We start from the raw sequence: 20,516 nt of genomic DNA, 5'->3' as shown, positions 1-20,516 counted from the left end.
GCCCCTCGGCTCGGGCCGCCTTGGGCCTGCGACGAGCGGGGCAAGCTTTCGACGTCGAACCGGGGCTTGAGGGTCGAAACCTTGCCCCTCGGCTCGGGCCGCCTTGGGCCTGCGACGAGCGGGGCAAGCTTTCGACGTCGAACCGGGGCTTGAGGGTCGAAACCTTGCCCCTCGGCTCTGCGCTACCGCGTCCCGGTCACGATCCATCCCGACCCGCAGGCACGCAGCCCCAGAGTCACGGCGCGCGCCCCGATGTAGCCGAGGCCGAACGCCGCCCACAGCCAGCCGGTCGAGTCGGTTCCGCCGGCGAGCCAGAGCAGCGGCAGGTACACCGCGAGGTTCACGATGCCGGTGAGCGCGAGGTAGCGCGCGTCCCCTGCGCCGATCAGCACGCCGTCGAGCACGAAGACGTAGCCCGCGACCGGGATGCCCACCGCCATCACGAGCAACACCGTCGTGAGAGGGCCCGTGACCGAGACATCCGTCGTGAAGACGAAGGGCAGCACGGCCGAGAGGGCCGCGATGGCCAGGCCGAGCAGGGCGCCGCCGCCCACCCCGAACTGCAGCAGGCGACGGGTGATCGCCCGCACGCGGGGCACGTCGGATGCGCCCAGCCCGTGCCCGATCATCGCCTGTCCCGCGATCGCCAGTGCGTCGAGCACGAATGCGAGCGTGGAGAAGATCGTGAGCGCGACCTGCACCGTGGCGAGCTCGCTCGTGCCGAAACCGGTCGCGACGAAGACGGTCGCGAGCATGGCGACCCGCAGCGAGGCGGTGCGCACGAGCAGCCAGCCCCCGCTGCGCAGCGCCGATCCGACTCCCGACACGTGCGGCGAGAGGCGGGCTCCCGAGCGCACCGCGGCCCGCACGATGATCACCAGGTACGCGGCCGCCATTCCCCAGCTGGCGACGACGGTTCCCGCCGCCGAGCCTGCGATGCCCCAGCCGAAGCCGTAGATGAACAGCGCGTTGAGCGCGGCGTTCGTGGCGAAGCCCGCGCCGGCGACCACGAGCGGGGTGCGCGTGTCCTGCAGTCCGCGCAGCAGGCCGCTCGCGGCGAGCGTCATCAGCAGGGCCGGCAGCCCCCAGAGCGCGATCGCGAGGTAGGTGTTCGCCGCCTGGGCGACCTCGGGGCTGGCACCGAAGAGGCCGACGACCCAGGCGCTCGACGGAACTCCGACCGCCAGCAGCACCGCGCCGACGGCGATCGACAGCCAGACCCCGTCGATGCCGGCGCGCACCGCGCCCGTCGGGTCGCCGGCGCCGAGGCGGCGGGCGACGAGCGGCGTGGTCGCGTAGGCGAGGAACACCAGCAGACCGACGACGGTCTGGATGACGACGCTCGCGATCCCGAGGCCGGCGAGCGGCACGGCGCCCAGATGGCCGACGAGCGCGGTGTCGGTGAGCAGGAAGAGCGGTTCGGCGACGAGCGCCCCGAGCGCGGGGAGCGCGAGCCGACGGATGTCTCGATCGAGGGCTCTGGTCACGGTTCAAGTCTGCACTCAGCCGACGAGCGCGGCGCGCAATAGGCTGGAGCAATGAGCGTCGACAACATCCTCCCCGCCGGAATCCTGATCGAAGAGCTCGACGCCTCGGTGCGTCCGCAAGACGATCTGTTCCGCCACGTCAACGGCAAGTGGATCGACCGTACCGAGATCCCGAGCGACAAGTCGCGCTACGGCTCGTTCCACGTTCTCGCCGAAGAGGCCGAGAAGGCGGTGCGCGACATCATCGTCGAGGCGCAGTCGGCGGAGCCCGGCACCGAGGAGCGCAAGTTCGGCGACCTCTACGCGAGCTTTCTCGACGAGGCGCGCATCGAGGCGCTCGGGGCCGAGCCGCTGAAGCCCCTGCTCGCCGAGGTCGACCGCGTCGACTCCATCCCGAGCCTGCTCGACACCCTCGGACGCCTCGAGCGCCTCGGTTCGAGCGGCTTCGTTCAGGTCTTCGTCGACAACGACCCGGGCGACCCCGAGCGCTACCTCGTCTTCCTCGAGCAGGGCGGCATCGGGCTGCCCGACGAGTCGTACTACCGCGAGGAGAAGTTCGCCTCGATCCGCACCGCCTACATCGCGTTCATCGAGCGGATGCTGACGCTCGGCGGCCGCCCGGACGCCGCGGCGGCAGCCGCCCGCATCTTCGCGCTCGAGACCGACCTCGCCGGCCATCACTGGGACAACGTGAAGAACCGCGACAGCGAGGCCACGTACAACCCGATGCCGTGGGTCGAGGCGCGCGCGCTCGCCTCCGTCGCCGACGTTGTCGACGGTGCAGACTTCGACATCTGGAAGGCCGGGCTCGACGTGCCGGCCGGCTCCTTCGACACCGTCGTCGTGCGCCAGCCCAGCTTCGTGTCGGGACTCGCCGACCTGCTCGCCCCCGACCGCCTGCAGAGCTGGGTCGACTGGCTGGCCTGGCAGGTCATCCGCTCGAACGCCGCCTACCTGAGCACCGAGTTCGTCGAGGCCAATTTCGACTTCTACGGCAAGACCCTCTCGGGCACCCCCGAGCTGCGCGCCCGGTGGAAGCGCGGCGTCTCGCTCGTGGAGGGAGCGCTCGGCGAGGCCGTCGGCCGCATCTACGTGGAGCGCCACTTCCCCGAAGAGGCCAAGGCCAGCATGGACGTGCTCGTCGCGAACCTGGTCGAGGCCTACCGGCAGAGCATTACGAGCCTCGACTGGATGGGCGCCGAGACCCGCGCCCGCGCCATCGAGAAGCTGGAGAAGTTCACGCCGAAGATCGGCTACCCGGTCAAGTGGCGCGACTACTCGGCCCTCGAGGTCTCGGCCGACGACCTGCTCGGCAACGTGCGCGCCGCGAACGAGTTCGAGTTCCAGCGCGAGCTGGGCAAGATCGGCAAGCCGCTCGACCGCGACGAGTGGTTCATGACGCCGCAGACCATCAACGCCTACTACAACCCCGGGTTCAACGAGATCGTGTTCCCCGCCGCCATCCTGCAGTATCCGTTCTTCGACGAGAAGCGTGACGCGGCCGCCAACTACGGAGCGATCGGCGCCGTCATCGGCCACGAGATCGGCCACGGGTTCGACGACCAGGGCTCCAAGTACGACGGCGACGGCAAGCTCACCGACTGGTGGACCGAGGCAGACAAGGCCGCCTTCGAGCAGCGCACCGCGTCGCTCATCGCCCAGTACGACGCGCTCGCGCCGGCCCAGACCCCCGAGCACAAGGTGAACGGATCGCTCACGATCGGCGAGAACATCGGCGACCTCGGCGGGCTCAGCATCGCGTGGAAGGCCTACCTGATCTCGCTCGACGGCGAGGAACCGCCCGTGATCGATGGGCTGACCGGTGCCGAGCGCTTCTTCCTCTCCTGGGCGCAGGCCTGGCAGATCAAGGCCCGCGACGAGGAGGTCATCCGGCTCATCGCAATAGATCCTCATTCTCCGAATGAGTTCCGCTGCAACCAGATCGTGCGTAACATTGACGACTTCTACACAACTTTCGGAGTCACGCCCGCAGACGCGCTCTGGCTTGACCCGACCGAAAGAGTCACCATCTGGTGACCTCGCAAGCGAGCGCACGGTAGAGGCCATCGGTGGCGCAAGTAGCCAGAATCAGAGAACGCACGGACCGGCTGCGAGCCGCCACGCCGGGCAGGCATGCCAGCGACGTGCGGATGCCGAAATTCGCCGCGTCGTTCCGGGCGCTCGGCCGGCTGGCCTACGAGGGCGCACAGGTCTCCGCGAACGTGCTCGACCTCTCGTCGGGAGCCACTCTCGTCGCGATCGACGACCGCATCGTGCTGCCCACAGCCAGCATCGGCAAGGTGCTGCTGCTCATCGAGGTGTCGGCGCGGCTCACCGCGCGTGACGACTCCGGCTACGGCATCCTCGACAAGCCCCCGCTCGGTCTCGTCGGCCAGGCCGGGGTCTGGCAGCACATGCAGGCGCCGGCCCTGCCGGTCGCCGACCTGGCCATGCTCGTCGGCTCGTCGAGCGACAACCTCGCCATGAACCTGCTGCTCAACCGGGTCGGCCTCGACGCGGTGCGCGCGCGAACCGAGTCGCTCGGCCTGACGCGCACGGCGCTGCTCGACTTCGCCCGCGACACCCGCGGTCCCGACGACGCGCCGCAGCTCTCTGTCGGGTCGACCGCCGAGCTCGCGAAGCTCTTCGGGATGCTCGCCCGCGAGGAGGTCGTCGACGCCGTCACGAGCCAGCGCGTCATGGGGTGGCTGTCGCTCAACAGCGATCTCTCGCTCGTCGCCAGCGCGTTCGGACTCGACCCGCTCTCGCACCGCAGCCCCGACCACGCCACACTGCTGATCAACAAGACGGGCACGGATGTCGGGGTGCGGTCAGAGGCCGGAGCCCTGCGCGGGCGGCGCGCGGCCGTCTCGTACGCCGTCTCGGTGCACTTCACCGACGACTCCCTCGCACGCCGGCTGAGCGTGGTCGACACGATGCGCACGGTGGGCCAGGAGCTGCTCGACTACGTGCACTAGCCACGTTCGCGGGCTCTACCGCTGCAGGTTCCGGCGGCTCGGCGCCGGGCGCTCGGTGCCATCGATGCGCTAGGTGGCCAGTTGCGGCCGCATGTCGGGTCGAGTTTCAGCCACTAGCGGCCAGTCAGGTCTCCGGCGGGCCAGACGGGTCTCCCGCAAGCCCGGCTGCGGCGCGCCGAAGGGGTCCTTGGCAGGCCCGGCTGCGGCGCGCCATCCGCCCCGCCTGCTCCTATCCGCCATCCGCCCCGCCTGCTCCCATCCGCCCATCCGCCCCGCCTTCTCCCATTCGCCTATCCGCCCCGCCTGCTCCTATCCGCCATCCGCCCCGCCTGCTCCCATCCGCCCATCCGCCCGCTCCCTGCCGACGCAATCTGCCGCCTCAGCGCTCTGACCTGCGTCGTGTAGGGCTGTTTCTCGACCAAACCGCCCCAAATGGCGCAGATCGCGCGGCCGCGGCCCGGGCTGGGAGGGTCGCGAGTGACGAGGTGTGCCCGCCTCCTACGCAGGCTCGGTCGGCACTGGTGTCGCGGATTCGCTGGCGCGATTCCCATGCCTCCGGCGCGCCCCCGAATGGGGGCCACGCTCGTGTTAGCGTGGTGACGACAGTTCAGTTCGTGGTCTCAATGGGGAGAAGCATGTCAAACACGTCGTCGACCGAGCGCACCGATCCGAAGCATCCGCCCGTCGCGGTAGACCCGCAGGTGCTCGAGGCCGAAGAGCGCAGATGGACCCCGCTGAAGATCGCGATCTGGGTCGCGATCGCCCTCCTCGGCGGGGTGAGCTGGGTCATCCTGGCCGTGGTGCGCGGCGAGACCGTCAACGCCATCTGGTTCGTCTTCGCGGCGGTCTGCACCTACTTCATCGGCTACCGGTTCTACTCGAAGTACATCGAGAAGCACCTCGTCAAGCCCGACGACACCCGAGCGACCCCGGCGGAGTACAAGGCAGACGGAAAGGACTACGCGGTCACCGACCGCCGGGTGCTCTACGGCCACCACTTCGCGGCCATCGCGGGAGCCGGCCCGCTGGTCGGCCCCGTGCTGGCGGCGCAGATGGGATACCTGCCGGGCACCATCTGGATCATCGTCGGCGTCGTGCTCGCCGGTGCCGTGCAGGACTACCTGGTGATGTTCTTCTCGATGCGCCGGGGCGGGCGTTCGCTCGGCCAGATGGCCAGGGACGAGCTCGGCCGTGTCGGCGGGACGGCAGCCATCATCGCCACCCTGACGATCATGGTCATCATCGTCGCGATCCTCGCCCTCGTGGTGGTGAACGCGCTCGCCGAGAGCCCGTGGGGAGTCTTCTCGGTCGCGATGACCATCCCGATCGCGCTCTTCATGGGCTGCTACCTGCGCTTCCTGCGCCCGGGCAAGGTCACCGAGGTGTCGATCATCGGCTTCGTGCTGCTGCTCGCCGCGATCATCGCGGGCGGGGCCGTCGCCGAGACCGACTGGGGCGTGGCGCTGTTCACGATCGACAAGGTGCCGCTGGCCATCGGCATCATCGTCTACGGTTTCGTCGCCGCGGTGCTGCCGGTGTGGCTGCTGCTCGCCCCGCGTGACTACCTCTCCACGTTTATGAAGATCGGCACGATCCTCATGCTCGCCCTCGCGATCATCATCGTGCGCCCCGAGATCTTCGCGCCGGCGGTCAGCGAGTTCGCGACCACCGGCACCGGCCCCGTGGTCAGCGGCACGCTCTTCCCCTTCCTGTTCGTCACCATCGCCTGTGGCGCTCTCTCCGGGTTCCACGCGCTCATCGCATCCGGAACCACCCCGAAGCTCATCGAGAAGGAGCGGCAGACCCGCTTCATCGGCTACGGCGGAATGCTGATGGAGTCGTTCGTGGCCATCATGGCCCTCGTCGCCGCGCTGTCGATCGACCGCGGCATCTACTTCGCAATGAACGCCTCGGCGGCGGCGACCGGCGGCACGATCGAGGGCGCAGTGGCCTTCGTCAACGGCCTCGGCCTGCAGGGCGTGAACCTCACGCCGGAGATGCTCGAGCAGACCGCGAACGACGTGGGCGAGGAGTCGATCGTCTCGCGCACCGGCGGGGCGCCGACCCTCGCGGTCGGCCTCGCCAACATCATGCAGCAGCTCATCGGCGGCAGCGGGCTCATGGCCTTCTGGTACCACTTCGCCATCATGTTCGAGGCGCTGTTCATCCTCACCGCCGTCGACGCCGGAACCCGCGTCGCCCGCTTTATGCTGCAGGACTCGATCGGCAACGTCATCCCGAAGTTCAAGAACACCTCGTGGCGGGTGGGCGCCTGGATCGCCACGGCGATCATGGTGGCGGCATGGGGAGCCATCCTGCTGATGGGGGTCACAGACCCGCTCGGCGGGATCAACACCCTCTTCCCGCTCTTCGGCATCGCCAACCAGCTGCTCGCGGCGATCGCCCTCGCCGTCTGCCTGGCGATCATCGCGAAGCGCGGCTACTTCAGGTACCGCTGGATCGTGGCGCTGCCCCTAGCGTTCGCGTCGGTCGTCACGATCTCGGCCTCGTTCCTGAAGATCTTCTCGCCGGTCCCGGCCATCGGGTACTTCGCCCAGAACGCCGCGTTCCGACAGGCGCTCGCCGACGGCGAGACGAGCTTCGGCACCGCCCCGACCGTCGAGGCGATGAACGCCGTCGTGCGCAACACCATGGTGCAGGGCATCCTGTCGATCCTCTTCGTCACCCTCGCGATCATCGTGATCATCACGGCGATCGTCGCCACGATCAAGGCCGCCCGTCGCGGAGCCGACGACAGCAGCGAAGACGCGGCCGTGCCGTCGAAGATCTTCGCCCCCGCCTCGCTCATGGCGACGCCGGCGGAGAAGGAGATCCAGGAGCAGTGGGACGCGCTGCCCGCAAAACCGAGGAGGGGTGGCCACTGATGGGCGTCGTCGACCTCGCGCGGGGAGTGCGCTGGTACGTTCGCGGGCTCATGGGGGAGGACGCCTACGACAAGTACCTCGCGCACGTGCAGGGGGAGCACGGCGGTGCGGTGCCGGTGATGACCGAGCGCGAGTTCTGGCGCGACAGGACCGACCGCCAGGACACGAGCCCCCAGGGGCGTTGCTGCTGAGCGGAATCGCTGGTTGAGTAGGCGGCAAACCGACGAAAGGCGATCGACGTGTCATTCCAGGCCTATCTCGACACCATCGAAGACAAGACGGGGCTCACCCCGCGGCAGCTCGTCGAGATCGCCGAGAAGAGGGGGCTCGCCGGCGACGACGTGAAGGCCGGCGAGATCCTCGAGTGGCTCAAAGCCGACTACGGGCTCGGTCGCGGGCACGGGATGGCGCTGGTGCACGTCATCAAGAAGGGCGACCAGATCGACGCCAAGCACGTCGGCACGACCGGTGTGCATCGCGACGACTCCGACACGCTGTGGCTCGATGGCAAGGCGAGCAAGCCGGCGTAGCGGCCGCCCGTTGCGACTCAGCCGCGAGGCCACTCGCTGTCGAGGATGGCGTAGATGTCGGTGTCGCCCCAGGCGCCCTTGAAGAACAGCTCGTCGACGAAGTGCGCCTCGTGGCGCATCCCGAGGCGGCGGCACAGGGCGGCGGATGCCTCGTTGCGTGGGTCCAGCTCGGCGTACACGCGGTGCACCCCCGCCTCCGTGAACGCGAGATCCAGCAGGGCCGAGGCGGCCTCCGCGGCGTATCCCAGACCATGAACATCGGGGTGGAGCGCCCAGCCGATCGTGGCCTGGCCGTTCACCGCGCTCTTGAGCTGCATGTCGACATCGCCGACGACCCTCGCCGGGGCATCCGCCGTCTCCCGCAGTTCGATCGCGAGCACGAGCAGGTCGCCGTCTACGTTCAGACCCGTCGCCGTCTCGCGGGATCGCAGCCGTTTCTCGGCCTCCTGCCGCGTGATCGGACCGTGCAGCAGGAACCGCGTGACGTCGTCGCGGGAGTAGTAGGCGAGGTAGTCGTCGATGTCGGCGACGGCGTACGGGCGCAGAACGAGACGCGACGTCGAGATCGGCGACTCCAACCGGTAGGCGACCGGCCGCGGCTCAGCCGGCGAGTTCGTCATCCTCGGCGGCGAGCAGAGGGCGCACGGTCGCGGCGCCGGGGCCCACGCCATAGAGGGCGTCGAGCGCCGCCGCGAACTCGTCGGCACGACCCTCGCGGGCCAGCTCGCGAGCGCGCACCGACGGGCCGTGCAGCAGCACGCCGGCGAGGTGACGCAGCGCGGCCACGGTCTCGGTGCTGTCGCCGGATCGGCGCTCGACGCGCTCGATCTCGCCGTCGAGCAGGTCGAAGATGTGCGAGCGGAAGGCCACGATCGCCGGTTCCACGGTCGCGGCGGAGGTGAACGAGGCGGCGGCGTCGCCGATGAGGGCGCGGGCGTCTGTGGCGGCGGTGAGCGCCTCGACCGGGGCGTGCTTGCTGATGAGGTCGAGGTCGAGCAGCTCCACGCCGGGCATCAGGGCGACGGCGGGGTCGACGTTGCGGGGGAGGCCCAGGTCGATGACGAGACGGCGGGTGTCGTCGGTGACGTCTGTCGTCGACACGGCCATCGTCGAGGTACAGGTGACCACGACGTCCGAGGCCGCGATGGCCGAGGGGAGCGAGGTCTCGAAGGCGATGCCGTACTTCGCCGCGAACTTCGCGGCGCGCCCGCTCGGCGAGAAGACGCGCACGTCGACGGCGCCGCGGTCGCGAAGGGCGGCGAGGGTCGTCGCGGCGTACTGGCCGGTGCCGACGAGCAGCACGCGGGTCTGCGACCAGTCGGTCACGCGGCTCGATGCGAGCTCGAGAGCGAGGCGCACGAGCGATCGGCCTGCCCCGCCGAGCGAGGTGTGGTTCTTGACGTCGCGCGAGGTGCGTGCAGCGTTCTGGAAGAGGGTGTCGAGCGTCGACGACGCGGTGCCCGACGCACGGGCCGCCTCGAGCGCGCGCCCCACCTGCCCGGAGATCTCGTCTTCGCCGACGACGACCGACTCGAGCCCGGCGGTCACCGAGAACAGGTGGCCGGCCACGGCGTCGCCCGTGATGACCTTCACCGAGCGGCGCAGCTCGTCGGGCAGCACCCCGCTCGCGTAGCTCATGGCGTCGATGGTCGACTGCACCGCCACGGCGGTCGCTCCGGTGAGCGGCTCGTCGATGTCGAGATAGGCCTCGAACCGGTTGCAGGTGGCGAGCACGACGGCGCCGGTGACGAACGCACTGCCGCTGACCAGGCTCGACGCGGCGGCGGGCGCGCCGATGGACAGCTTCTCGAGCAGATCGAAGCTGGCATTCTGATGGTTAGCGGTCAGGCAGAGAAGCACAATCTAATGTTAACTCCGTGACCCTGCCAGATAACCATCCCCTCGTCGACGGCCGCACGGCCGATGCTCCGCTGATTCGCGCGTACCGCGGGGAACGCCAGGCCACCCCGCCCGTGTGGTTCATGCGCCAGGCGGGCCGATCGCTGCCGGAATACCGGGAACTCCGCGTCGGACACGCGATGCTCGACGCCTGCCTCACTCCCGAGCTGTCGAGCGAGATCACGCTCCAGCCGGTGCGCCGTCACGGCGTCGACGCCGCGATCTTCTTCAGCGACATCGTGATTCCCATCAAACTCGCAGGTGTCGACGTCGAGATCGTGCCGGGTCGCGGCCCCGTGCTGGCCAACCCGATCAGGAGCGTCGCGGATGTCGCGGCTCTGCGCCCTCTCGACCCGGCCGCTCTCGCGCCGATCATCGAGGGCGTGGCGCGCACCGTCGCCGAGCTCGGCTCCACCCCGCTCATCGGCTTCGCCGGCGCCCCGTTCACCCTCGCCTCCTACCTCGTCGAGGGCGGCCCCTCGAAAGACCAGTTGCGCGCCCGCACCATGATGTACAGCGAGCCGCACGCCTGGGCGACACTGCTCAACTGGTGCGCCGACGTGAGCGGTGCCTTCCTCGAGGCGCAGGTGCTCGCCGGGGCGTCCGCCGTCCAGCTCTTCGACTCCTGGGTCGGCTCGCTCAGCGAGCAGCAGTACGTGCGCCGGGTCGCGCCGCACTCCAAGCGCGCGCTCTCCCACCTGCGCGGATACGACGTGCCCAAGGTGCACTTCGGGGTCGGCAGCGGCGAGGTGCTCGCGGCGATGCGCGACATCGGCGCCGACGCGATGGGCGTCGACTGGCGCATCCCGCTCGACGAGGCCAACCGCCGACTGGGCGGGACGGTGCCCCTCCAGGGCAACCTCGACCCCGCGCTGCTCGGTGCCCCGGCGCACATCCTCGAGGCGCACGTCAACGACGTTATCGACCGCGGACGGGTCGCCCCCGCGCACGTGCTCAACCTGGGCCACGGCGTTCCCCCGGAGACCGACCCCGACGTGCTCACCCGCATCGTGGAGCAGGTCCACGCCGGATGAGCGATGTCGTAGTCGTCGGCGGCGGCATCGCGGGGCTCGTGATCGCCCGCACGCTGCTGATCGATGGATTCAGCGTCATCGTGCTCGAGGCGTCCGACCGGCTCGGCGGCAACGTCTCCCGCCACGTGGTCGGCGGGATCAGCCTCGACTCGGGCGCAGAGAGCTTCGCGACCCGCGGCGGAACCGTCGAGGCGCTCGTGCGCGACCTCGGTCTCGGCGACGAGATCGTGCTGCCGAACCCTGCGGGCGCGTGGCTGCAGCCCGCCGCAGGCCCCGCCGTTCCGCTGCCGGCGACGAGCCTGCTCGGCATCCCGGGATCGCCCGTCGCCGAAGACGTGATCGCGGTGCTCGGGACCAGCGCGGCCCTGCGCGCGTTCGCCCGCGACGCGATGCTCCCGGGCACGGCGGGCGCCAAGTCGGCCACGCTGGGCGAGCTGGTGCGCCGGCGCATGGGCGACGACGTGCTCGACAAGCTCGTCGCACCGGTGGTGCACGGCGTGCACTCCGCCTCGCCCGACGACCTCGAACTCGACCGGGTTGCACCGCACCTACGCGCGGCCCTACGCCGCGAGGGCTCCCTCGCCCGGGCCGTACGCTCGCTGCGCGTCGCCGCCCCCGCCGGCAGCGCGGTGGCCGGAATCCGCGGCGGGGTCGCCCGCATCGTCGACGAACTCGTCGCCGACCTGCAGCGCTTCGGCGCTGACGTGCGCCTGAACACCCGCGCGAGCGCCGTCACCGTGGGAAGCGTGACCATCGACGACGACGTCCTCGGCGGACACATCGTCGTCGCGGCTCCCGGTCTGCTGCCCTCCGACGGATCGCCGCCCCGGATCGTGACCCTCGCCACACTCGTGGTCGATGTGCCGGCGCTCGACGCGGCCCCGCGCGGAACCGGGGTCCTCGTCGCCAACGGGGCCGACGGCATCCGCGCCCGCGCCCTCACGCACGCGACCGCGAAGTGGCCGTGGCTCGCCGAGCGGGCCGATGGCAAGCACGTGCTGCGCCTGTCGTACGGCGACGAGCCCCAGAATCTGGCCGAGACGGCGAGAGCGGATGCCGCTGCCCTCCTGGGTGTCGAGATCGCCCCAGACGCCGTGCTCGACTTCGCCCGCGTGCAGTGGTCGCGCACCACGGCCACCGAGGAGGCGCCCGACGGCATAACCGCCGTGGGAGAGGCTATCGCCGGCACGGGCCTCGCAAATATCATTGGGCACTCGCTCGCACAAGCGCACAACGTGCTTAATGGCCGTTCGGAGTAGCGAGCTACGCTGGAACAACATTCACGAACGAAAACGGAGAGAACCATGAAAGGCAAGATCCTTTTGGTCGTCGGCATCGGAGTCGGCTACGTACTTGGTGCTCGAGCGGGGCGTGAGCGTTACGAAGACATCAAGCGCGCGGCGGGCAAGCTCTGGAACGACCCGCGCGTGCAGCGCCAGTTCGACGAGGCCGAGGGCTTCGTCAAAGACAAGGCCCCCGAGGTAGCCGGCATGCTCGCGACCGGTGCGAAGAAGGTCGCGTCGCAGGTATCGGGCAAGAAGTCGGCGTCGCCGTCTCGCAAGTCAGCAGTCAACCCGACTGCGACGAAGACGAACTCGACAAAGTAAGCGGGCCGGGCAATGAGCGAGAAAGATCTACCCAAGCGGTCGCTGTTCAAGCTCATCGGCGACCTTCCCGGCTACCTCGTCGACCTCCTGCGGAGTGAACTCGAACTGCTCAAGGCCGAGCTGGTCGAGAAGGCGAAGCACGCCGGCATCGGCATCGGACTGGTCGCAGCCGGCGCGTTCTTCGGGTTCTTCACCTTCGCCGTGCTGCTCACCGCCGCCATCCTCGGTATCGCGACGGCGCTGCCCGCCTGGCTGGCCGCGCTCATCGTCGGCGGGGCGCTGCTGATCATCACCGCGATCCTGGTGCTGATCGGCGTCAAGCAGCTGAAAGAGGGCACTCCGCCCGTTCCCACCGAGACAATCGCCAGCGTGAAACAAGACGTCAATGCCATCAAGGGCATCGGAAAGCGGGACTAGCATGACCGACTCCATCGAAAACCGGATCGCCGAACAGCGCGCTCACCTCGAGAGCACGCTCGACGAGATCGAGAACAAGCTCAACGTGCCGAAGCAGTTCAACCGCTACGCCGACAAGGCCAAGTCGTCGTACGACGAGAACCCGGTTCCGTGGATCGTGGGCGCGACGGCCGTCGCGATTTCGATCGTCGGAATCGTAGCCTGGGCGATCTTCAGCGACGACGAATAACTCTCGATTCGCGCCTCCCCCGAGACAGGGGGAGGATAGAGGTATGAGCCACAGCTCGCCTAGTCAGCAGACCCAGTCCACAGTTCCCGAAGACACCACCCTGGGGTACACCCTCTGGTCGGTACTCCGCCGCGACCCCGCCCGACCGGCGGGCGACGGCGGTCTCGAAACGGCCGTCGCCGTCCTCGAGGCCGCGGGTGTCACCGTGCGCGGCTTCTACGACGTGTCGTCGGTGCGCGCCGACGCCGATCTGATGATCTGGCTGCACGGCGACAACCCGCAGACGCTGCAGTGGGCGCTGCGCGAGCTTCGCCGCACGGCGTCGCTGTCGACGCTCCTCCCCGTCTGGAATGCCATGGGCGTGCACCGCGACGCGGAATTCACCAACAACCACCTGCCGGCGTTCATGCGCGGCAAGGAACCGGCCGCCTGGCTGACGGTCTACCCGTTCGTGCGCAGCTACGACTGGTACCTGCTCCCCGAGGACGAGCGCAAGAAGATGCTCGGCGACCACGGACGCAAGGGCAGCCAGTACCCGCAGGTCCTCGCCAACACGGTCGCGAGCTTCGCGCTCGGCGACTACGAGTGGATCCTCGCCCTCGAGGCGCCCGAGCTGGTCGACCTGGTCGATCTCATGCGCCACCTGCGCAACACCGAGGCCCGGCGCCACGTGCGCGAAGAGGTCCCGTTCTACACCGGACGCCGCATCGAGATCGCGGAGATTGCGGAGGTCCTCTCGTGACGATTACCAATGGCGGCTTCGAGTCGTCCTCCACCTCCGCCGTCGTGCGGAACGCAGCATCCGCCTCAGCAGCCTCCGGCGCCGAGCACGTCACCGAGCCCGTCGCCTACGACGCGATCCTGCTCGCCAGCTTCGGCGGCCCCGAGGGCCAGGACGACGTGATCCCGTTCCTGCGCAACGTGACCCGCGGCCGCGGCATCCCCGAGGAGCGCCTCGAGGAGGTCGCGCACCACTACCGCGCGTTCGGCGGCGTGAGCCCCATCAACGACCAGAATCGCGAGCTCAAGGCGGCCCTCGAGGCCGAGCTCGAGCGCCGCGGCATCGACCTGCCCGTGCTCTGGGGCAACCGCAACTGGGATCCCTACCTTCGCGACGCGCTGACCGAGGCGAGCGAACGCGGCTTCACCAAGCTCATCGCCATCGGCACGAGCGCCTACAGCTCGTACTCGAGCTGCCGCCAGTACCGCGAGGACTACGCGATCGCGCTCGAGGAGACCGGCCTGGGCGATGTCATCGCGATCGACAAGGTGCGCCAGTTCTTCGACCACCCCGGCTTCGTCGAACCCTTTATCGAGGGCGTGCGTCAGGGCCTCGCGGATGTCGCGGCGAAGGGCATCCCGCTCGAGCAGACGCACGTGCTCTTCTCCACCCACAGCATCCCGTCGACCGACGCCGCCAAGAGCGGACCGGCGTCGCGCGGCTTCGGCGAGGGCGGCGCGTACGCCGCCCAGCACCTCGCGGTGGCCGAGGTCGTCATCGCGGCGCAGGATGCGGCACCAGCCTGGAGCCTCGTCTACCAGTCGCGCTCCGGCCCGCCGAGCATGCCGTGGCTCGAGCCCGACATCAACGACTCCATCACCGAACTCGCCGGCAAGGGCGTCAAGGCCGTCGTCATCGTGCCGCTCGGATTCGTGTCCGACCACATGGAGGTCAAGTGGGACCTCGACACCGAGGCGATGGAGACCAGTGCCGAGCACGACGTCTTCGCCGTGCGCGTGCCGACCCCCGGCGTGCACGCCGCCTACGTCAGCGGACTCATCGACCTCGTGCTCGAACGCCGCGACGGAGTGCCCGTCGCCGAGCGCCCCTCGCTCACCGAGCTCGGCCCCTGGTACGACGTCTGCCGCCCCGGCTGCTGTGAGAACGTGCGCCTCGGCTTCAAGCCCGCGCTGGCCGGAGTCGTGCCGTGACGCCCACAGTCATCAAGATCGGCACGCGCGGCAGCGCGCTCGCCGTGGCCCAGACCCAGACGATCGCGAGCTCGCTCACCGCGAAGACCGGCGTCGCGGTGGAGATCGTCACCGTGAAGACCGAGGGCGACACGTCGACGGAGTCGCTGGCGAGCCTCGGCGGCACCGGAGTGTTCGCCGGCGCCCTGCGCGAGGCCCTCGTGGCCGGCCGTGTCGACGTCGTCGTGCACTCGCTCAAAGACCTGCCGACCGGCGTCTACCCCGGACTCGCCATCGGCGCGATCCCCAAGCGCGTCGACCCGCGCGATGCTCTCTGCGCCCGTGACGGGCTGACGATGGACGAACTCCCCGAGGGCGCCCGCGTGGGCACCGGATCGCCGCGCCGCGCCGCGCAGCTGCGGTCACGCCGCCCCGACATCGAGGTCGTCGACATCCGCGGCAACGTCGACACCCGCCTCGCTCACGTCGCCGAGGGCCGACTCGACGCCGTCGTTCTCGCCGCGGCCGGTCTCGACCGCCTGGGCCGCCTCGGAGCGGTCACCGAGTTCCTCGGCCTCGACGGCTGGCCCACCGCGCCCGGCCAGGGCGCGCTCGCGCTCGAGGTGCGCGCCGGCGAGGAGAAGCTCGTCGCCGCCCTGAACCACAACCCCACGCGCACCATCGTCGAGGCCGAGCGGCACGTGCTCGCGATCCTCGAGGCGGGCTGCGCCGCACCGATCGGCGCGCACGGCCAGATCGACGACGGGCTGCTGTTCCTCGACGCCCGGGTCTACAGCCCCGACGGCACCGAGAAGCTGACGAGCTCGCACGCGCTCTATGTCGCCGACACGCCGCATCCGTCGCTCGAAGTCGCCGAACGCGTCGCCGCCGAGCTGCTCGAGAACGGCGCGGCGCGCTTCGCCCCGGTCGGGGGCGCACAGTGACCAGGGCGAAACCGCTCGCCGGCTGGCGCGTGCTCGTTCCCCGCGGCGGGCGCTGGGGCGACACCGTCGCCGCAACGCTGCGCGGCTACGGCGCCGTTCCGGTGATTGCGCCGCTCATCAACTTCGCGAGCGCCGACGACCCGCAGACCCTCGCCAACGCCCTGTACGAGCTACAGGACGGCCAGTTCGACTGGCTCGTCGTGACCAGCGCGACGACGGTCGACGTTCTCGCCGGGCAGAGCGTCATCGTGCCGTCGAACACCAAGATCGCCGCCGTCGGCGAGACGACCGCCGCCGCGCTCGCCGTCGCGGGCTATGACGTCGCGTTCATCCCCGAAGGCGACAACTCCGCGCGCGGCCTGCTCAAGGAGTGGCCGGTCGCAGAGATCACCGGGCGCGTGCTCATCCCGCAGTCCGACATCGCCGAACCCACACTCGTCAGCGGACTCGCCGAGCTGGGTCTCGACGTGCAGTTCGTCTCCGCGTATCGCACCGTCGGCGTGCCGATCGCCGAGCACGTCGCCGCAGACGTCGCGTCCGGACGCATCGGCGCGGTGCTCGTGACCTCGGGCAGCGTAGCGCGCCAGGTCGCCAAGCAGCTCTCGCCGCTTCCCGAGGGCACCATCGTGGCCTGCATCGGTCCGCGCACCGCGTTCGACGCCCGCGCGGCCGGGCTGGGGGTCGACGTCATCGCAGAGTCCCGCTCCGCCGACGCCCTCGTCGACGCGCTCGTCGAGTTCGTCGCGAACCGTTCGGGCGAGGCATCCGGAGAAGAACAGTGACAGAACGCAGCATCCGTCCCCGTCGTCTGCGCACCTCGCCGGCCATGCGCCGCCTCGTCGCCGAGACGCGGCTGCACCCCGCCGATCTGGTGCTGCCGATGTTCGTGCGCGAGGGCATCAGCGAGCCGGTCGCGATCGGCTCGATGCCGGGCGTCGTGCACCACACGCTCGACAGCCTGCCGCGCGCGGTCGAGGCCGCGGCCGAGGCCGGAATCGGCGGCGTGATGCTCTTCGGAGTGCCGCTCGAGAAAGACGCCATCGGCTCGGGCGCGACCGACCCGAACGGCATCCTCAACGTCGGGACGCGGGTCGCCGTCGACGCGGCGGGCGGAGCGCTCGTCGTGCAGACCGACCTGTGCCTCGACGAGTTCACCGACCACGGGCACTGCGGGGTGCTGGACGCGCTCGGCCGGGTCGACAACGACGCCAGCCTCGAGCGCTACCGCGAGATGGCGCTGGTTCAGGCGGCCTCCGGCTCGCAGATGCTCGGCCTGAGCGGAATGATGGACGGCCAGACCGCGGCAGTGCGCGAGGCGCTCGAGGGCGCCGGGTTCATCGACACCGCGATCCTCGCCTACGCGGCCAAATACGCCTCGGCGTTCTACGGGCCGTTCCGCGAGGCGGTCAACTCGTCGCTCGTCGGCGATCGCCGCACCTACCAGATGGACCCCGCCAACCGCCGCGAGGGCATGCTCGAGGTCGACCTCGACATCGCCGAGGGCGCCGACGTCGTCATGGTGAAGCCGGCCGGCAGCTACCTCGACGTGCTCGCTGACGTCGCGGCCACCTCCACCGTGCCGGTGTGGGCGTACCAGGTCTCGGGCGAGTTCGCCATGATCGAGGCCGCCGCAGCCAACCGCTGGATCGATCGTGAACGTGCCATCGACGAGTCGGTTCTCGCAATCAAGCGAGCCGGCGCCGACGTCGTCCTCACCTACTGGGCCGTAGAGCTCGCCGAAAGACTGAAATGACCACCAATCAAGAAGCGTTCGACCGGGCCCGCTCCGCCATCCCCGGCGGAGTGAACTCGCCCGTCCGCGCGTTCGGCTCGGTCGGCGGAACGCCCCGGTTCTTCGTGTCGGCCGCCGGTGCACACATCACCGATGTCGAGGGCCGTTCCTACGTCGACCTCGTCAACTCGTGGGGTCCCGCGATCCTCGGCCACGCGCATCCGTCGGTCGTGCAGGCCGTTCAGGATGCCGCCGCCCGCGGACTCTCGTTCGGAGCATCGACCCCCGGTGAGACCGAGCTGGCCGAGCTGATCCTCGCCCGGGTTCCGGCCGTGCGGAAGGTGCGGCTCGTGTCGACGGGCACCGAGGCGACGATGACCGCGATCCGCCTCGCCCGCGGATTCACCGGCCGCGACCTGCTCGTGAAGTTCGCCGGCCACTACCACGGTCACTCCGACGGCCTCCTGGCCGAGGCGGGCTCGGGGCTCGCCACAATGGCCATGCCCGGATCGGCCGGCGTCACCGCCGCGACCGCCGCGCAGACCCTCGTCATCCCGTACAACGACCGCGACGCGATCACCGCGGTCTTCGCGGAGTTCGGCGACCGGATCGCCGCGATCATCACCGAGGCGGCCGCCGCCAACATGGGCGTCGTAACCCCCCTGCCCGGTTTCAACGCCTTCCTCGCCGAGACCGCGCACGCCAACGGCGCGCTGCTGATCGTCGACGAGGTGCTCACCGGTTTCCGCGTCGCAACCGGCGGATGGCTCGGACTCGAGTCACTCGCCGGCGGCGACGGCTACACCCCCGACCTGGTCACCTTCGGCAAGGTCGTCGGCGGCGGCATGCCCCTCGCCGCGCTCGGCGGCCGCGCCGACATCATGGACTACCTCGCACCCCTCGGCCCGGTCTACCAGGCCGGAACGCTCAGCGGAAACCCCGTCGCCGTCGCCGCGGGCATCGCGACCCTGACCGCTGCCGACGCCTCGGTCTACGAGCGTCTGAACAGCGCCGCGGAGCTGATCTCCGACGCGACATCCGCGGCCCTCACCGCAGAGGGAGTCGCCCACACGGTGCAGCGCGCCGGCAACCTGTTCTCGTTCGCCTTCCGTTCGACGGTGCCCGAGAACTACGTCGACGTCAAGGCGCAGGAGGCCTTCCGGTACCCGGCGTTCTTCCACTCGATGCTCGACTCCGGCGTCTCGCTGCCGCCGAGCGTGTACGAGGCGTGGTTCGTGTCGGCGGCGCTCGACGACAGCGCGACCGACCGCATCCTGTCGGCGCTGCCCGGCGCGGCCCGTGCCGCGGCGGCGGCAGCGCCCGAGTAGCGGGCGCCCGGTAGTCCGACCCTGCCCCGTAGGGCTGCAGTACGGGCGTCGGGCTACAGCGCGCGCAGTAGCCCGACGCCCAGACTGTAGCCCTTCGCGAGGGGAAGGTACGGCTAGGCGAGGGCGAGCAGCAGGAACAGCACCGCGAGCAGCGGGAACGCGCCCTGCGTGATGGCGGCGCGGGCGAGCCTGCGGTTCGAGAGGATGAGCACCGACGCCGCCGCGAGCATGCTGCCGGTGGCGAAGAGCGTGATGGCGTACCCGGCCTCGGTCACGCCGGTGGCGAGCAGCACGACGCCGAGCGCCGCGCCCGCGCCGAGGAACAGGTTGTAGAACCCCTGGTTGTACGCCATCGGGCGCACCACGTCCGCGTCGGCCTGTGAGGTCACGCCGAACCGCTTCCACACTGCCGGCTTGCTCCAGTTGATGCTCTCGAAGCGGAAGATGACGACGTGCAGCACCGCGGCGAGCACCGCGAAGACCGAGCCGATGATGAGGAAGACGGGGTTCATCAGGTCAGTTTCGCACGTCGACGACAGTGCGACCGCGAACCTCGCCCGCCATGATCCGCTCGGCCACGCCTATCGCGCCGTCCAGGCCGACGGATGTCGTGAGCGAGTCGAGCAGGTCCGGGTCGAGGTCTTCGGCGAGCCGCTGCCACGCCTCGAGGCGAAGCGGCAGCGGGCAGTAGACCGAGTTGATCCCGACGAGCGAGACGCCGCGCAGGATGAACGGCATCACGGTCGTGGGCAGGTCGCCGCCCTGGGCGAGCCCGCAGCTGGCGACCACGCCGCCGTAGTTCGTCTGCGCGAGCACGTTGGCCAGGGTGTGGCTGCCCACCGAGTCGATCGCGGCGGCCCAGCGCTGCGACTGCAGCGGCTTGCCCGGCTCGGAGAGCGTCGCCCTGTCGATCACGTCGGTCGCGCCGAGCGAGCGCAGGTAGCCGTGCTCCGACTCGCGACCGGTCGAGGCGGTCACGCGGTAGCCGAGACGGGAGAGCAGCGCGATGGCGATGGAGCCGACACCGCCGGATGCCCCGGTGACGAGCACTTCACCGCCGTCGGCGGGCCGCGACGACTTCTCGATCGCGAGCACGGAGAGCATGGCGGTGAAGCCGGCCGTGCCGATCGCGGCGGCCCGCGCGGGCGAGAGGCCGTCGGGCAGCGGCACGAGCCACTCGGCCTTCACCCGAGCCCGCTCGGAGAGGCCGCCCGGGTGGTTCTCGCCGATGCCGAACCCGTTGACGATGACGCGGTCGCCGACGCTCGCTGAGCCTGTCGAGGCGCGCCCTTCGACAGGCTCAGGGGCCGCGGTCACGACCCCCACGAGGTCGATCCCCGCGATCATCCGCTCGGCCTTGATCACGCCCGGCCGCCCCGTGAGCGCGAGGCCGTCCTTGAAATTGATGCTCGAGTACTCGACGTCTATCGCGACGTCGCCCTCGCCGAGCGAGGCATCCGTCACGTCTGTTCGGAGTTCGGCGCTGGCGGGGGAGTCTGTGGGCCGGGTGACGACGATGGCACGGAACATGCCGC

Annotated in this window: 21 protein-coding genes; 16 read left to right on the top strand and 5 right to left on the bottom strand. The window is 70.0% G+C overall.

The annotated features are described in order from the left end of the window. Positions 1–182: 182 nt before the first annotated feature. Complete coding sequence (locus ABIE21_RS14485) at positions 183–1,487, bottom strand: MATE family efflux transporter (protein ID WP_354025531.1); 1,305 nt, start codon at positions 1,485–1,487, stop codon at positions 183–185. A 51-nt stretch (positions 1,488–1,538) separates the two neighbouring features. On the opposite strand from ABIE21_RS14485, the gene ABIE21_RS14480 reads away from it, so the two are divergent. The 5 genes from ABIE21_RS14480 to ABIE21_RS14460 all read left to right on the top strand — a co-directional run bounded on the left by ABIE21_RS14480 (position 1,539) and on the right by ABIE21_RS14460 (position 7,880). After that, positions 1,539–3,524, top strand: coding sequence for a M13 family metallopeptidase (locus ABIE21_RS14480; protein WP_354025530.1), 1,986 nt, complete (start codon positions 1,539–1,541; stop codon positions 3,522–3,524). Positions 3,525–3,556: 32 nt separating this feature from the next. Continuing rightward, positions 3,557–4,465, top strand: a complete 909-nt coding sequence (locus ABIE21_RS14475) for a serine hydrolase (RefSeq protein ID WP_436232345.1) — start codon at positions 3,557–3,559, stop codon at positions 4,463–4,465. A gap of 635 nt (positions 4,466–5,100) precedes the next feature. Next, complete coding sequence (locus tag ABIE21_RS14470) at positions 5,101–7,350, top strand: carbon starvation CstA family protein (protein ID WP_354025528.1); 2,250 nt, start codon at positions 5,101–5,103, stop codon at positions 7,348–7,350. Next, entirely contained in the window at positions 7,350–7,541 is a 192-nt protein-coding gene (locus tag ABIE21_RS14465; protein WP_354025527.1) for a YbdD/YjiX family protein, read from the top strand. Before ABIE21_RS14470 ends, ABIE21_RS14465 begins: the two co-directional genes overlap by 1 nt. Before the next feature lie 48 nt (positions 7,542–7,589). Continuing rightward, on the top strand, positions 7,590–7,880 hold the full coding sequence (locus ABIE21_RS14460; RefSeq protein ID WP_354025526.1) for a DUF4287 domain-containing protein: 291 nt from the start codon (positions 7,590–7,592) through the stop codon (positions 7,878–7,880). 17 nt (positions 7,881–7,897) lie between these two features. Here the strand turns inward: ABIE21_RS14460 and ABIE21_RS14455 are convergent, their stop codons facing one another. Together ABIE21_RS14455 and ABIE21_RS14450 are read right to left on the bottom strand one after the other, a co-directional pair. Then, on the bottom strand, positions 7,898–8,500 hold the full coding sequence (locus ABIE21_RS14455) for a GNAT family N-acetyltransferase (protein ID WP_354025525.1): 603 nt from the start codon (positions 8,498–8,500) through the stop codon (positions 7,898–7,900). Further along, on the bottom strand, positions 8,481–9,740 hold the full coding sequence (locus tag ABIE21_RS14450) for a glutamyl-tRNA reductase (RefSeq protein WP_354025524.1): 1,260 nt from the start codon (positions 9,738–9,740) through the stop codon (positions 8,481–8,483). The genes ABIE21_RS14455 and ABIE21_RS14450 overlap by 20 nt, the downstream gene beginning before the upstream one ends. A 17-nt stretch (positions 9,741–9,757) precedes the next feature. On the opposite strand from ABIE21_RS14450, the gene hemE reads away from it, so the two are divergent. The 11 genes from hemE to hemL are packed head-to-tail and all read left to right on the top strand — an operon-like array spanning position 9,758 to position 18,981. After that, positions 9,758–10,813: a uroporphyrinogen decarboxylase gene (gene hemE / locus ABIE21_RS14445; RefSeq protein WP_354025523.1), complete on the top strand. Its 1,056-nt coding sequence runs from the start codon at positions 9,758–9,760 to the stop codon at positions 10,811–10,813. Next, positions 10,810–12,072 (top strand): protoporphyrinogen/coproporphyrinogen oxidase, encoded by a 1,263-nt coding sequence (locus tag ABIE21_RS14440; RefSeq protein ID WP_354025522.1) that lies wholly within the window; start codon positions 10,810–10,812, stop codon positions 12,070–12,072. The genes hemE and ABIE21_RS14440 overlap by 4 nt, the downstream gene beginning before the upstream one ends. Positions 12,073–12,117: 45 nt before the next feature. Continuing rightward, on the top strand, positions 12,118–12,420 hold the full coding sequence (locus tag ABIE21_RS14435; protein WP_354025521.1) for a YtxH domain-containing protein: 303 nt from the start codon (positions 12,118–12,120) through the stop codon (positions 12,418–12,420). Between the two features lie 12 nt (positions 12,421–12,432). After that, on the top strand, positions 12,433–12,837 hold the full coding sequence (locus tag ABIE21_RS14430; protein ID WP_354025520.1) for a phage holin family protein: 405 nt from the start codon (positions 12,433–12,435) through the stop codon (positions 12,835–12,837). 1 nt (position 12,838) lies between these two features. Then, positions 12,839–13,066, top strand: a complete 228-nt coding sequence (locus tag ABIE21_RS14425) for a DUF3618 domain-containing protein (RefSeq protein ID WP_354025519.1) — start codon at positions 12,839–12,841, stop codon at positions 13,064–13,066. Between the two features lie 43 nt (positions 13,067–13,109). Then, positions 13,110–13,808 carry a hydrogen peroxide-dependent heme synthase gene (gene hemQ / locus ABIE21_RS14420; protein ID WP_354025518.1) on the top strand — a complete coding sequence of 233 codons (699 nt, stop codon included), beginning with the start codon at positions 13,110–13,112 and terminating at the stop codon, positions 13,806–13,808. A 44-nt stretch (positions 13,809–13,852) separates the two neighbouring features. After that, positions 13,853–14,998: a ferrochelatase gene (locus tag ABIE21_RS14415; protein ID WP_354025555.1), complete on the top strand. Its 1,146-nt coding sequence runs from the start codon at positions 13,853–13,855 to the stop codon at positions 14,996–14,998. Further along, positions 14,995–15,921: a hydroxymethylbilane synthase gene (gene hemC / locus ABIE21_RS14410; protein WP_354025517.1), complete on the top strand. Its 927-nt coding sequence runs from the start codon at positions 14,995–14,997 to the stop codon at positions 15,919–15,921. Before ABIE21_RS14415 ends, hemC begins: the two co-directional genes overlap by 4 nt. Further along, positions 15,918–16,703: a uroporphyrinogen-III synthase gene (locus ABIE21_RS14405; RefSeq protein WP_354025516.1), complete on the top strand. Its 786-nt coding sequence runs from the start codon at positions 15,918–15,920 to the stop codon at positions 16,701–16,703. The genes hemC and ABIE21_RS14405 overlap by 4 nt, the downstream gene beginning before the upstream one ends. Beyond that, entirely contained in the window at positions 16,700–17,674 is a 975-nt protein-coding gene (hemB, locus tag ABIE21_RS14400) for a porphobilinogen synthase (protein ID WP_354025515.1), read from the top strand. Before ABIE21_RS14405 ends, hemB begins: the two co-directional genes overlap by 4 nt. Continuing rightward, a complete protein-coding gene (hemL, locus tag ABIE21_RS14395; RefSeq protein WP_354025514.1) occupies positions 17,671–18,981 on the top strand; it encodes a glutamate-1-semialdehyde 2,1-aminomutase in 1,311 nt (436 codons plus the stop codon). The genes hemB and hemL overlap by 4 nt, the downstream gene beginning before the upstream one ends. 113 nt (positions 18,982–19,094) lie before the next feature. On the opposite strand, the gene ABIE21_RS14390 is transcribed toward hemL, so the two are convergent. After that, positions 19,095–19,493 carry a DUF1304 domain-containing protein gene (locus ABIE21_RS14390; RefSeq protein ID WP_354025513.1) on the bottom strand — a complete coding sequence of 133 codons (399 nt, stop codon included), beginning with the start codon at positions 19,491–19,493 and terminating at the stop codon, positions 19,095–19,097. A gap of 4 nt (positions 19,494–19,497) precedes the next feature. Beyond that, positions 19,498–20,511: an acrylyl-CoA reductase (NADPH) gene (acuI, locus tag ABIE21_RS14385; protein ID WP_354025512.1), complete on the bottom strand. Its 1,014-nt coding sequence runs from the start codon at positions 20,509–20,511 to the stop codon at positions 19,498–19,500. Between the last annotated feature and the right edge of the window lie 5 nt (positions 20,512–20,516).

This window comes from Conyzicola nivalis (assembly GCF_040548875.1).
In the GTDB taxonomy this organism is placed as follows: Bacteria; Actinomycetota; Actinomycetes; order Actinomycetales; family Microbacteriaceae; genus Conyzicola; species Conyzicola nivalis_A.
Note: the sequence above shows the minus strand (reverse complement) of the source record. Positions and strands in the feature narration are given on the sequence as shown.